The following is a 14,057-nucleotide window of genomic DNA, read 5'->3' on the forward strand; positions in this document are numbered from 1 at the left end:
TATGAACACTGATCTAAAACAAATTGCAGGTAATTTCCAGATCGAAGGAGAAATTGAGTCGATAAAACCTCTTGGCGAGGGATTTATTAACGACACTTTTTACTTAAAAACCGTTGAGGAAAGTACTCCCGACTATCTGCTGCAACGTAAAAACAAAGCCATTTTTACCGACATTCCGGCAATGATGGACAACATCGAGCGCGTTACGCGGCATTTAAAAGAAAAGATAAAATGCAATGGCGGCGATCCCATGCGCGAAGCAATGACGGTAACAAAAAGCAAAAGCAATGAACTTTTTTACCAGGATGAAGAAGGCGAATACTGGGCGATGTGCTACTTTATAAAAGACAGTGTTACCTACGAAAAAGCCGACAGCCCGGAACTGGCTTACGCCGGAGGACGGGGAATTGGCAAATTTCAGGCAATGACTTCTGATTTTGAAGGAACACTGGCTGATATCCTGCCCGGATTTCATAACATCCGCTACCGTTTTCAGCAGTGGGACAAGGTCCTTGCCGAAGATCCGGTGCAAAGAAAAGCAGAAGTTCAGGAGGAAATCGGCTGGATTGAAAGCCGCAAAGAAGAAATGCTTAACTTCTGGAAGTTGGTAGAAAACGGCACCATTCCGGCACGTGTAACACACAACGACACAAAAATCAACAACATACTTTTTGATGATAAAGGCGATGTGTTATGCGTGATCGACCTCGACACGGTATTGAGCAGCACTGCCCTAAATGATTTTGGAGATGCCATCCGATCGTATACCAACACCGGTTTGGAAGACGATGAAAACCTTGAAAACGTTTCGATGGATATGGAAACTTTTACCGCCTACGCCAAAGGTTACCTCTCGGAAACCCGCTCATTTCTTACAAAACCGGAACTGGATTATTTAGCATTTTCGGCCAAATACATTACCTACGAGCAGGTACTCCGCTTTTTAATGGACTACATTGACGGCGACAATTATTACAAAATAAAAAGCCCAAAGCATAACCTCGTTCGTACGCATGCCCAATACAAATTACTGCAAAGCATTGAGGAACAATTTGAAGAAATGAAAAAGGTTGTAAGCAGCTTAACGACTAATTAGGCATAAAAAATGGACATCCATTCTATGTTATCTTTAGTACCTGGCACGTCATGCTGAACTCGTTTCAGCATCTTTCCCGTCCAATAATGAGCGGACTGAGAGAGATTCTGAATCCGTCAGCTGACGGACAGGGTGACGTTCCGGATGTGATTAATTGCTGACATTCAAATAAAAAAAAATCACCAGAAGACAATTGGTATAAATTGCCTTTTGGTGATTTGTTCGGTATTAACTTCTACGCTAACTCCCGAAATATTTAAATTGAATTATTCCTGTGGCAGCGCACTAAAGTCGATGTCGGGAGCCACTCCCAAAACCGGGCGCTCGTGATTGGTATCAATCGGAGAAGTTTCGTTGAAAAACCCACAGTTTTTTAGATAAAAACCATTGTCGCCGCTAATGTAACCTCCCGCGTAATCCAATCGGGCCTTATCGCGTGCAGTAGGATCGGCCGTAAACTTTGCTTTGGTAACTTCGTGCCATGCGCCGTTTGTGTCGTAAACCCACTGATTGTTGTAGTAAGCCATACGTTCAATCGGGCCGGTTTTGGTGTCGAAGTTCTCCAAAAACGAATACATACCGGTTAAAAAGGTAGCCAATTTCGGACGTCTCCAGGTGGCAACAAAAAGCCACTCTTCCTGCTCGGTATCGAAAAACCAGGCCGAATAATCGGTAGTATTTTCGCCACTGGGTTCCGCTTTCAGCAAAAAGCGGTAAGTTGTCCCGGCTTTCCAATTCAACTGCATATAACTTTGTCCGCCCGAACCTTCATTCCCAAAATCGTTGGTTGTTGTATTGGCGCCTTTGGCAATCAGTTGTACGCGCTGATCTTCAGGAATCGTACTTGGATCATCAGTAGAATACGGACTCCACACCGAAAACAGCACTCTTCGTTCGGTAGTAGAATTTACCTGCATGCCAAAGTAACCCTGTCCAAAACCGTTTGCCATGTAATACGATCCGATCACATCGTTACCTTCAGGAACCGTTACTTCGTTGTAAAAATATACAACATCCGATGCCTCAGCTGGCACCGTGTACCCTAAATGCACCGACGGGCCACGGCGTCCCCAATAGAAATAATCTTCGTTTGAAAAATGCACGCCTGATTTGCAGGCATCGCCGCCCAGCGAAACCGATTCAACTGTTGCAAACTGATCGGCAGTTTTATCTACACCTTGTAAATCGAGGTAATAATAGCCAGGCTCCGACACGGTGAACGAGCCTACAAATTCCATCCGGTTGGTGGTATTATCAAAAACAAGCTCAGTGGTCTCGTTTAAAAAAGTAGCTTTTAGCGTTGAACTGCCGCTGCTTACTTTTGCATTTACGCCAATATGAATGCTGCCTGCCGACTCTACCCGAAAATAAGTGCGCAACACTGAATATTTTGTACTCCAGCTAAAATTTTTAAAATCATCGGTTTTTACCTGGTTTCCACCAACATTGGTAACAAACCAACTGTTTCCTTCGCACGGAATTTGGTACGACATCGCTGGTATTTCCTTTTCTTCTATTACTTCATCTTTTTGGCATGAAATAACTGAAAGCGGAAAAACCAACAATACAAATAACAAGTTCAGTTTAAATTTTTGTCTCATCTGGCTGCTGTTTGAAAAAAATCAGACTTTCGAGATGCAAAGATACACCACAAAAGTCTGATTTATTATCATTTATAATTGATTACGGATTTTGAATTAAGTTTGGCTGTGCCAAAATCTGAGCTTCCGGAATATAATCCACAACACGAGCACTGGATGCCGGCACTGTTAACAGTGGGTTTGCGCCCCTGTCGTGCGTTCCCGGATATCTTCTGTCCAATGTTAAACCATTTCTGAAAATATCGTAACGGCGGTGTGCTTCGAAAGCCAACTCTAAACGGCGTTCATCAAGAACAATCTCCATTATGGTTTTGCCTTCAGGAACTTCATCGTAAGTAGGAATATTTGCTCTTTCCCTGATCAGGTTCACATCTTCAAGAGCTCCATCGGTATCGCCGGTTTTTGCGCGTGCTTCTGCACGGTTCAGATACATTTCGGCTAAGCGCGAAATAATTGGAGAGAACAATTGTGGCTGACCTTCCTGGTTCGAACATTTTATTACAAAGAACTTAGGATATCCCTGACGTACCGGCATTTTTTTATCCAAACGCACGTAAGTTTTTCCGCTAATGAATTCGCCTTCGGTGATGTAATATTTTGTTACGCCATCAACGTCTTCAGTCATTACTGTTTGTGTTCCGTTGTACTCGTACTCCCAGTTTTCGCCATTAAGCGTAACATCATACATTTTAAACATTCTCGAGCCTGCAGGAGAAGACTTGTCGTACGAATAAGTGATTTCGTAAGTGTCGCCATCGTTGTACTGCGGATCGATAAATTTGTGTCTTCTGTCGCTTGGATTTTCATCCAGCAAATCCCGGTATGGTTCTGATGCGTACATTTCGCCCCAACCCACTCCGTCGATTGTTGCATACATGCCACCAAAGGCATACCAGCCGTAATCATCTTCGTCTTTTAAAGCACGGCAGGCAAAAATAACTTCTGAGTTTTTTTCAGGAACCATGGTTGGGAATGTTTCGTAATCCGATCCCTGTAACAATGCGAAATTATTTGATTCAATAACTTCTGTAGCAAAACCTGCTGCTTTTGCGTTGTCTTCCATGTACAAATAAACTCTCGATAACAAAGCTTTTGCAGCTTGTTCCGAAGCATAAATATTGTACTCGGCATCAACACGCTTAAAATTACTCATCAGTTCGGCAGCTGTTGTCAGGTCTTCGATAATCAGATCGTAAACCTCTTTTACCGTAGCACGCGGAGGCATGTTATCCACATCAGGTTCTGCATCTAAAACGATAGGCACACCTAAATTGTTGGTAGGATCCTGATTGTAAGGACGGCCCCAAATATTTACCAGGTTGAAGTAAAAGAAAGCGCGCAGATAATACATTTCGCCAATTACGTGGTTCATGCGGTCGGTTCCCTGTTGCGCTTTATCGATAACTTTGTTGGCGTTAACAATACCTTTGTAGCAGGTTGACCACAAACTGTTTAAATGCCCGTTTGTTGGTGTATGCTGGTAGTTGTACATGTAATACAAGTGGTCGGTGGTAGATCCGCTCAATGCAATGTTATCGCCACCAAATTCGCCATGAAAATGGTAAGGGCGCATAAATTCATTGGTTTTTAATAAGGCGTAAGTCCCAAGTGCTGCCGCCTCAATTCCTAATTCGTCGGCAAACACCATTTCATCTGATAAATCCTGAAACGGGTCTCTTGTAATATCGCAGGCTGCGAAAGAGAGCGCAACAAGAATGGCTATAAAAGAATATATTTTTTTCATCTTATTTTTATTATTCATGAATACTGTTTTTGCTAAAAGTTGATTTTCACACCAGCCAATATCTTTTTCGACAATGGGTAAAGCGCTCCTGATTCCGGATCCATACCCGACCAATCGGTAATAGTTACCAGGTTGTCGCCACTGATATAAACTGAAGCGTTTTTAACTTTAATAGCGTCGGTGGCTACTTTTGGCAAACGGTACGACAGTGTTACATTACGCAAACGGATGTAACTGGCATCTTCCAGGTAACGCGATGAAGGTTTGTTGGCATTCACTCCGCCATTAAATGGTTTTGGATGCGTAGCAATATCACCTGGTTTTTCCCAACGGCTCCAGCCATCGGCAAGATTCATATTATTGAACGAAGCATACGAACCATCGCTGTCGAATAACTCGCGGTTGCCATTGTATTTGTATATATCCTCAACAAAACCAATGTTTGCTCTTAAAGTAAAATTGTTGTAAGTAAAGGTATTCAATACTCCACCGGTGTAGCTTGGTGTAGCTTTCGATCCGACATACTGCAAAGTGGCATCGGCGTAATTCGATGTCAACTCAACCGATTCAGTACCATCTTCGTTTACTACAATTTGCTCCCACAATGGTTCGCCATTTGATGGATTTGCGCCGTACCAAATACGCTGGTAGTACGAATCCATATCGTAACCCTGCTCAATACGAACGTTTCCTGATGTATAAGCTTTATCTTCATACAATTCCTCTACCCGGTTTTTGTTATAGGCAAAGTTGATGGTCATGTCCCAGTTAAATTTCGATGTTTTTACGATCTCAGGCGTAACCGACAATTCGTAACCTTTGTTGGTAACACGACCAACGTTCATCCAAACCCCATTATAACCCGACAATGCAGGAAGCGGAACATAAGTTAACAGATTGTCGCTGTTTTTATAGTATAAATCGAGGTTTAAACCAACGCGATTAAACAAACGTGTGTTAATGGCTGTGTTGTAGCTGGTAACTTTCTCCCAGCTAATATCGGGATTCCCTTTTTGGTAGGGCGTTGCAGCACTGTTTCCGTTATATTGAGCCACAAAAGCATAGTAACCAAGGTACTGGAATCCGTCCGGAGCGTTACCAACCTGCCCCATACTGGCCGACCATTTTAATACATCAACCCATTTTACATTGCTCATAAAGTCTTCGTGGTGCAGGTTCCAACCTAAACTTGCCGACCAGAAATTACCGTATTGGTTGTTCGGACCGAAACTACTTGACCCCTGACGGTTGAATGATGCTGTTGCCAAATATTTGTTATCGTAAGCATACTGTAAGTTAACCAACATACTTTGTTTTGCACTTTCCCATTTTCCTCCTCCAACGCTAACAGCTTCGGCAGTGGCATTAAGCACAGTTAAACCTGCCGCAACACCTTTACCAGTTGCTTCTGAATTATCAGCATGGTAATCGCTGTATTCCCAGGCCACAAAGGCATTCAGGTTATGCTGGTCGAACGTTTTTTTGAAACGGAGCATTTGGTTGGTGAAACGTGTTCTGCTAAAACTGTATTTTTCGTATAATCTACCTCTGTCGGCCTGACCCCCAATCGAACGTGGATCGGTATAAGATTCTTCCTGTCCGTTACCCAGCGCAATGTTGTTCATTGACGAGAATGTAAGCCACTCGTTAATTTTATAATCAACGCCAATGTTAATGCGTAAATTGTTACCACGCGTTGTGCCGTAATTGTATTGCAGGTCGTACAAATAGTTGTTTTCGTCGCGGCCGTACCATACTTTACCATTTTCAAGCAGGTATTCTTTTCCACTGTCAACGCGTGGATCCAAAACCGATCCGTCAGGTAAATAAGGTTCGTCCCATGGCATGTAAGTAAACATGTTATAAGTTGAGTGTTCCTGGTTGAATGTATTTGTATAGTTACCCGAAAGATTTGTTTTGATCAAAAGTCGTTCTGTTGCATTGATCTCAAGGTTGGCAATACCCGAAAAACGCTCGTATTCGTAGCCTTTTAAAGCACCTGTTTCGTTGTAGTAAGTACCCGACAAGTAAGCCAGAATTTTATCGTTTCCACCCGAGTAGTTTACGTTGTATTCCTGAGCCTGCCCGGTTTGTGTACCAATGTTCATCCAGTCGGTATCGGTATTCAATACATCTTCAGTAACGTTCGGATTCCAGGTTTTTTGGTAGTCGTACAACTCCTGCGAGTTCATTAACGAAAAGTTTCCGGTATTAAATGTAGTAGCACCGTACGATGCGTTAACATTAACAACCGACATACCTTTTTCAGCTCGTTTGGTTTGCAACAGAATAACACCGTTTGCAGCCAGCGAACCATACAACGAGGTGGCCGATGCATCTTTTAAAACGGTAATACTTTCAATATCATCGGGGCTAAAACCCGGATCGTCGTTGCCCATAATAATACCATCAACAACCCAAAGCGGTTTTGTTGTACCCGACAGCGAACCTTTACCACGAATAGTAATTTCGGTGCTGGCTCCCGGCTTACCACTGCTTGTGCTGGTGTGCATACCGGCTACTTTACCTTGTAACATTGATGCTACGTTTGGTGCAAAAACATCTTTTAGTTCTTCAGCATCGATAGCAACTGCCGATCCTGTTAAATTCGATTTTTTGGTGGTCCCGTAGGCCACAACCATTACCTCGTCGAGATCGGTAGTAGAACTAACCAACGAAACATTAATCGTAGTTTTGCCTTCTGTTGCAATCTCCTGTTTTTCGTAACCTACAAACGAAAATACCAGCGTTGCATTGGCTTCGGGCACTTCAAGCGAATAATTGCCATCAAAATCGCTGGTAATCCCAATGGTGGTACCTTTAACAACAATACTTACACCCGGTAACGATTCGTTGGTTTGGCTATCGGTTACGGTACCGGAAATTGTGGTTGACTGTGCATTTGCAAATGTTGCAAACAAGAACATAAACATAAGCAGGCTGAATGCCTTGTTTATGCCCGAAACGAAAATGTTTTTATTGTTTTTTCGATCAGAAACGAAATTTTGTATATATCTCATAATTTTTGTCTTTGTTCTGTAATTTTAGAATGACTTGTTATCCGCCGTGCCTTAATAAGCCAGCAAACCATCGTCGAATACTTTAAATTCACTCATTGTAGTGTGGGTTAATCCCGGAGTGCGAGTTTCAATAATTCGAATTCTAAAATATTTTGATGAATAGTTTTTGTCGAGCGAAACGGTGTTGGCATCAGGACGGGTTGCAGTTTCCAACACATCCGAAGTCCACACAGTAGTATAATCCACTCCGTCGGCACTGGTTTGCACATCAAATTGTACCGGGTCGTTTCCTCTTGTACCGGTGCTTCGTGTCCAGAACTGGAAACCACCAATATTTTTAGCTTCAGCAAAAGTTATTTGAATGTGGTGTGGCAGCGGTGCAACACCATCCGACCATGCCGAGTGCCAGTAGCTATCAAAATTGTCATCCACTAACGCGTCTTTTGGCCCTTCCGATTCTTCCTGCGTATAAGTATCAATCATATCAGGCGTTAAAGCATGGAAAGTTTTTCCGGCCTTTGTAGAGAAAGAAATGGTTTCGCCATACGAAGTGCCGGCTTCGTTGGCTGCGTAGGCCCGTACTTTGTAATCCGATTTTGCGGTTAAACCATTCAGGGTAATCGAATAGTTCCAGTATTCTTCCGCTATCCCATCCAGGGTAAATTTTCCAACCGGAACAAAATTGTCCATTGTTGTTGGCTCCCGGTCTTCATCAGTCCAGCAAATTCCTAAAGCCAGAATGTCTGATCCTCCGTTGTCGGTAACACTTCCACTAACCACAGCGTTAATGTCAGCAATTTCGGTAACCTCTCCGGTTACTGTGGTTGGCAGCGTGCCAACTTTCTCATCGTCGCAACTGGCAGTAAAGAACACTACCGCCAATGCAAGCATAAAAACGGAGAGTTTGGAAACCCCGTTGTGCAGCATTTTTTCATAATTACTTCTTTTCATTTTTTTCGATTTTTGTAGATTAATTTGTTTGACATAAATAATTCTCTCAACTAATTATTAATACTTGTGTCTCCTCTTAGCGTGGCTTATAAACAATCTCGCGCCAATTATTTATAAACTGACGAGCCTCAAACGGGGGCACCCTATGCAAAAAATTGATTAAAACGAAACAAAAGCAAACAATTGTCGTTTTTAAAGACACTTTGATTTACATTATTCTTTTTAACAGAACACATAATAGACACATGACACTAGCCAAGAACTTATAATGCCATGTTTTGTATAAGCCTCAACCTTAGAAAGCTGAAGCACTGAAGTAAAATAATCCGGATCAGGAATAAGCTTCTCCGAACCTGTTCAATTCCAGGATTCCGATTTTTCTGCCTTTAGTTTGTATAAGTCGTTTTTTTCGTAAGTCTGATAATATTCGTATGGTATTTTCTTCGTTGGCTCCAATATGTCCGGCAATTTCAATACGTTTTATCGAAACGTTAATCATATTGTCCTGATCCAGGTTAAATCGTTCACGCAAATCGAGTAACAGATCAATAACCCGTTGTCGGTTCGATTTCTGTGAAAAACTGATAATGGTGTTTTGTGCGGCTCCCAACTCGCGGCAACTCAATTGCAAAAGCTGCATTCGAACCTGTACGTTTTCAGCAAATAGTTTGTTTACAATTTCAATAGGAACAAAAATCAACCGGGCCTTTTCCATGCAGGTTGTAAACTCGGTTGCAGGTATTTGGTTTAATGCCGAGTCGAAGCCCACCATATCGTTATAGCTGAGAATCTGATAGATTTGCTCCTTATTTTTCGACCCGATTTTGTATTGTTTTAAAACGCCGCGCTCGATAAAATAAATCCCTTTTAATTTTTGTCCGGGACGATAAAGCGCTTCTCCAACATTCAGCTCAACCAGGTGTAAATGCTTACTCAGGTCAGCCAGCTCCTGAAGCGTTAAGTGCTTAAATAAATGAATAAACCTTAGGTTAACGGTTGTACTATTTATTCTACTCTTTTTCAATTCAATCTCACTATTAAATTACTGAATGATGCAGTTTGTCTGCCATTTGTTTATTGACGAAAGTGAGACGCACGTACCCTACTCTGGGAAACTAAAATCCGCAACGATTTTTTATTTCACGCAGATATTTTGCGGAAATGAGGCGTGAATTAAAATGGTGATATTTTGAAAAGCAGCATTAGAAGCGGGAGATAATCTTTCAGTTCGGTACGTAATGTTTTTAACGCCCGGCTAATCAGCGCTTCAACAGCTTTCACCGAGATCCCCATTTTTTCGGCAATCTCGGGGTAAGTAAGATTTTCGAAGCGGCTGTATTCAAAAGCCATCCGGCAGCGCTCGGGTAAATTCGACAAGGCTATAACCAGTTTTTCCTCGAATTCGTGCGCCAGGACCAGGTTTTCGGTGGTGTTTTCAACCTCATCTGTTGTTGCTCCCTGCTGATGCGTTTTATTCAACACATTAACCTTTCGTAGGTGGTCGATACACTGGTTACGCACCATTGAAGTGAGGTAGCTGGGCAGGTTTTTTATCGACTCTGCCTCTTCGCGTTTCCCCCAAAGTTTTATAAACGATTCCTGAACAATGCCCTGAGCTTCATCAATATCTTTAACATACACTGCTGCCTGGGCACAAAGTGCTTTGTAGTATTTTCTGAAAATAAAGTCGAACGCTCTTTCCTGCCCCCTGGCAAGCTCAGCTAATACGAAACTATTATTTTGGATTTCGCTTTCCGGCATTCCTGTTTTCTTGCGGCCCAAATATAGCCATTAAAGCCTAAATTCTTTGGTTAATCACATTCGTATTCCTATTTAACAAAACACTAAGCACGACTAATAATGCCCGTTTCAGCGCATCTCCTTCAACATTTTCAAGGCCGGTTCGTAATTCATTCCGGCTGCAATTTGCAAGTCGTTCCTTGCCGAGGTTTTATCGTTGGTTTGCATAAAAAACATGGCCCGGTTAAAATACGTTTCGGGATCATTCACCGCTTGCGAAACAGCCTGCGAATACACCTCCAGCGCCTTGTTATTTTCCTTTATCTCCTGATATACTTTTGCTTTACCAAAATAGGCCGATAAATCCGACGGGTTTAAGCCAATCGAAGCATCAAAATCGGCCAGTGCCTCGTCGTATTTTTTGGTAATAGCATAAATAACTCCACGGTTGATATACGTTACATTACTTTCGGGATTCAACTCAATCGACCGGTTAAAATCGGCCAAAGCTTTTTCCAGGTTTCGTTTTTGGCGCCACAACATTCCGCGATTACTGTATGCCATAAAATTTAACTCGTCGATGGCAATTGCCCGGTTAAAATCATCTAACGCTTTATCCTCATTTTTTAAGGTAAGATTGGCATTTCCGCGGCTCAGCAAATATTCCGCTTTCCCGGGATTCAGTTGCACTGCCTTGTTAAAATGCGTCATTGCTTCAGTTGGCTGTTTCAACATCATTAGCGCATGTGCTAAGCCGTGATGTGCATCCGGGTTTTTGGGATTAAATTCAAGCGCGTTCTTAAAATATTTCAGCGCTTCCTCATACTTTTTTACCTTCGATTTGATCTCGCCCATTCGCAATGCAAAAGCATCGTCTTCCAAAAACTTTGGTACAATTTCAAATTTGGCATCCGGCGACATATTTATGAATTCCGGAATATTGGCAGCCCGATTTCCAGCGGCGAAATACTCGAGATAAACTGGTGGCGAATCATTACCGTCTTCATCAATATGGGTGAGCAGCAACTGTGTATAAGGACCGTATTTTTTCGATGAAAAAACCATCCAGCGACTATTGGGAGAAGTCGAATGCCACGAGTTCATGTTATCCGAATTACAATTCATTAAACGTGTTTCGCCCCCATCAACCGGTTGAATATACAATTTACTGTCGGGCATCAGCAACATAAAACTTTCGGCTTTACAGAAGATCATGTATTTGCCATCGGGAGTAAAACGTGGGAAATAATTGCTCATGCCGTTGTTCGATGCTCCCGGTACCGGCTCGGCTTTTCCGCCTTTGCCGTTGTTAAACGGAATGCGGTAAATATCGAACTTAAAAAGTTTTTCGCGCTCCAGAAAGGCATTCAAAAACTTGTTGTAGGCTTTATAATCGACGGCTTGCGAACCTCTGAAAATTCCACTCTCCTCCAAATGGGCAGCACTCGAGCGTGTAAAATAAATGTACTCGCCATTTGGCCCCCAGCTGGGATTACTGTGCACGTAATTGGTATCGTTGGCTCCTTCCAACTCGAAGTATTTCTCTTCTACCCGGTCATAAACACTCAAAATACCTTTAAACGGAAAAAACAGCTGCGAATATTCCAGGTCGTTGCGATCGACAAAAATCTCCGAGTCTTTTAATGTGCTAACCACATACCGGCTGTCGGGCGAAATTTGCGAAAGCAGCCCGTAAGTAAACTCACCGTTTACAAAATTGCTCCAATTCATTATCTCCTTCTCCGACATAACGGTTTCTTCGCCCACCTCAACAATGGCATAGGCCCCTTTTTCGTCGCGGGCATCAACATCCATCGCCAAAGTGCCTCCATCGGCCGAAACCGAATGGCAGTTTCCACAAACCGGAATATCGCTTAAAACGGTAGCCGGTGCGTCGGCTGAACCAATGTTGCCCAGTTGCCAGCGCACCTCGGTTAAATTCTCGCGGGCAAATTTAAAAGGCAGCGGAACGGAGCGGTAAAAAATGGGTGCACCAACCGAATCGGCAGAAAACTGAAAGGAAACCGTATCCACCGGAATTGCTTTTTGCATCTCATCGATAGCCGCCAAAACAAGCGATACGGGTTGCTGTTTTGCCTGTTGTTTTAACGCCTCCCAAACTTCATACGAAGGAGACCAACGCCTCTCTACACTAACTTTTGATTCATGCAAAACTTGATTTTCTGCATCCAAAACACTTACCTTCCACGTAGAATTTGTGTTGCCAGTGGTTTCCCAAAAACAAGTAGGTGGCGGAAATTCGGGAGGAAAAACAGTTCCATCCGCCGGATAGCTGATTTTCGCATCAAATGTTTTGGGTGGCTGCTTGCCACATGCCAGCATTAAAACACTTAAGGTGAATAATAAAATTGTTTTTACGATGATAACTTTATTTTGCATAGAAATTGATTAACAATGCCCCATTTGGCACTACGGATTTTGAACTAAATTATCCTGCACAAGAATTTGCGATTCGGGAATGTAAAACACAACCCGCGGATGATCGGGGGGCACAAATAACAAGGCATCGCCCTGTTCGTGGGTTCCCGGGTAATTACGATCCAGCGTTAAACCATTCCGGAAAATATCCCATTTTCGTTGCGCTTCAAAAGCCAGTTCTAAACGGCGCTCTTCAAGCACCACATGAAATACACTTTCACGGCCTTTTAAATCGTTTGGCGAATACAGCGCATCCCCACTTAACCCGGCACGTTCACGAATTATATTCACATCATCGATGGCTTCGTCGTTTAAGCCCAGTTTGACATTGGCCTCGGCGCGATTTAAATACATTTCGGCTAAACGCAGGTAAACCGGAGAACTTAACGTGGGCCGCTCTTCCTGCATCGAAAACTTGTTGATGTAGTAAATCGGGTAGCCATTGCGCTCCTTTAAAGTTACACCATCGCTTTCGTATTGCGGCTCGATAAAAGCATGGCGGGCATCTTCGGCATTCTCGTCAAGCAAATCGCGGTAAGGTTCGGATGCATACATTTCGCCCCAACCCTGGCTTGCGATGTGGTTGTACATGGAACCGATCGATTCCCAGCCACGATCGTCAACATCAACGTTGTGTTTTACCGCAAATATTGTTTCGGTATTTTGCTCGGGCAATTTCCGGAAATAGGTTTTGTAATCTTCGGTTCCCAAAAGCCTGTATCGGTCGGATTCGATGACTTTACCGGCATATTCCTTTGCTTTTTGCGCATAACTTAAATTCGGGTTTTCGGGTGTGCCCGACATGTACAGATACACGCGCGAAAGCAGGGCCTGCGCCACTTCTTTCGAGGCATAAATATTCGACCGCTCGCTTCCCATCAACGCTTCGGCCTGCAATAAATCGGCAATTATCCGGTCGTAAACTTCCTTTACGGTTCCACGGGTTGGAACATTTATAACCTGGTCGTCTAATTTCATGGGAACACCCAAATTTGTTTCAGGACTTTGGTAATAAGGTCTTCCAAAAGTGTTTACCAAATGAAACAGCGTTTGCGCACGGAGATACAGGTTTTCGCCTTTCAACTGTTTTAATTCAGCTGATGAATTGTCGTCGATGGAAAGAATTACTTTGTTGCAACCAACCATTAACTGGTAAGCTTTTTCCCAGAAATAGGTGGTGTTAGTCATGGCCGGAAAATGCTCGTAGTTGTAGCAAAAAAATAAATGATCGCTGGTTGTTCCGCTTAACGAAACATTATCGCCGCCATATTCGCCAAAAAAGTGAAAATTGCGCTGGTAATAACCATCTTTCAAATAGTTATAATTCCCAATTGTGGCCCCATTCAACCCAATTATATCTTCTTTCAGTTCCGATTCAGGAATCCCATCGTAAGGCTGGTAATTTAAGTTACAGCCAAAAGCAACGAATAACATTAGCAGGTATAAAAACAATCTCCTTATCATCG

9 protein-coding genes are annotated in these 14,057 nt (G+C 42.9%); 1 reads left to right on the forward strand and 8 read right to left on the reverse strand.

Annotation, left to right across the window (positions count from 1 at the left end; translation table 11 throughout):
- The first annotated feature begins 1 nt into the window (after nt 1).
- Nucleotides 2-1,096, forward strand: a complete 1,095-nt coding sequence (locus tag BMW53_RS09705; protein WP_038555602.1) for a phosphotransferase enzyme family protein — start codon at nt 2-4, stop codon at nt 1,094-1,096.
- Nucleotides 1,097-1,362: 266 nt separating this feature from the next.
- Here BMW53_RS09705 and BMW53_RS09710 read toward each other — a convergent pair whose 3' ends face one another.
- The 8 genes from BMW53_RS09710 to BMW53_RS09745 all read right to left on the reverse strand — a co-directional run bounded on the left by BMW53_RS09710 (nt 1,363) and on the right by BMW53_RS09745 (nt 14,055).
- On the reverse strand, nt 1,363-2,697 hold the full coding sequence (locus BMW53_RS09710) for a DUF3472 domain-containing protein (RefSeq protein ID WP_038555604.1): 1,335 nt from the start codon (nt 2,695-2,697) through the stop codon (nt 1,363-1,365).
- A gap of 82 nt (nt 2,698-2,779) precedes the next feature.
- Nucleotides 2,780-4,441, reverse strand: coding sequence for a RagB/SusD family nutrient uptake outer membrane protein (locus BMW53_RS09715; protein ID WP_038555606.1), 1,662 nt, complete (start codon nt 4,439-4,441; stop codon nt 2,780-2,782).
- Between the two features lie 32 nt (nt 4,442-4,473).
- The gene (locus BMW53_RS09720; RefSeq protein WP_051567570.1) at nt 4,474-7,461 is read right to left on the reverse strand and encodes a SusC/RagA family TonB-linked outer membrane protein; all 2,988 of its coding nucleotides are present in this window, start codon (nt 7,459-7,461) and stop codon (nt 4,474-4,476) included.
- Nucleotides 7,462-7,512: 51 nt separating this feature from the next.
- Entirely contained in the window at nt 7,513-8,412 is a 900-nt protein-coding gene (locus tag BMW53_RS09725) for a discoidin domain-containing protein (RefSeq protein WP_038555613.1), read from the reverse strand.
- A gap of 331 nt (nt 8,413-8,743) precedes the next feature.
- A complete protein-coding gene (locus BMW53_RS09730; protein ID WP_038555615.1) occupies nt 8,744-9,436 on the reverse strand; it encodes a Crp/Fnr family transcriptional regulator in 693 nt (230 codons plus the stop codon).
- Between the two features lie 149 nt (nt 9,437-9,585).
- Complete coding sequence (locus BMW53_RS09735) at nt 9,586-10,194, reverse strand: RNA polymerase sigma-70 factor (protein WP_083404953.1); 609 nt, start codon at nt 10,192-10,194, stop codon at nt 9,586-9,588.
- Nucleotides 10,195-10,281: 87 nt separating this feature from the next.
- Nucleotides 10,282-12,552, reverse strand: coding sequence for a tetratricopeptide repeat protein (locus BMW53_RS09740; protein WP_038555621.1), 2,271 nt, complete (start codon nt 12,550-12,552; stop codon nt 10,282-10,284).
- 30 nt (nt 12,553-12,582) lie between these two features.
- Complete coding sequence (locus BMW53_RS09745) at nt 12,583-14,055, reverse strand: RagB/SusD family nutrient uptake outer membrane protein (protein ID WP_217642926.1); 1,473 nt, start codon at nt 14,053-14,055, stop codon at nt 12,583-12,585.
- Nucleotides 14,056-14,057 lie beyond the last annotated feature (2 nt).

It is taken from the genome of Draconibacterium orientale (genome assembly GCF_900111425.1).
In the GTDB taxonomy this organism is placed as follows: domain Bacteria; phylum Bacteroidota; class Bacteroidia; order Bacteroidales; family Prolixibacteraceae; genus Draconibacterium; species Draconibacterium orientale.

Bases quoted from the DNA above. Each gene is read 5' to 3' on its own strand.
- BMW53_RS09705 (WP_038555602.1), top strand. From the start codon at position 2: ATGAACACTGATCTAAAACAAATTGCAGGTAATTTCCAGATCGAAGGA.
- BMW53_RS09710 (WP_038555604.1), bottom strand. From the start codon at position 2,697: ATGAGACAAAAATTTAAACTGAACTTGTTATTTGTATTGTTGGTTTTT.
- BMW53_RS09715 (WP_038555606.1), bottom strand. From the start codon at position 4,441: ATGAAAAAAATATATTCTTTTATAGCCATTCTTGTTGCGCTCTCTTTC.
- BMW53_RS09720 (WP_051567570.1), bottom strand. From the start codon at position 7,461: ATGAGATATATACAAAATTTCGTTTCTGATCGAAAAAACAATAAAAAC.
- BMW53_RS09725 (WP_038555613.1), bottom strand. From the start codon at position 8,412: ATGAAAAGAAGTAATTATGAAAAAATGCTGCACAACGGGGTTTCCAAA.
- BMW53_RS09740 (WP_038555621.1), bottom strand. From the start codon at position 12,552: ATGCAAAATAAAGTTATCATCGTAAAAACAATTTTATTATTCACCTTA.
- BMW53_RS09745 (WP_217642926.1), bottom strand. From the start codon at position 14,055: ATGATAAGGAGATTGTTTTTATACCTGCTAATGTTATTCGTTGCTTTT.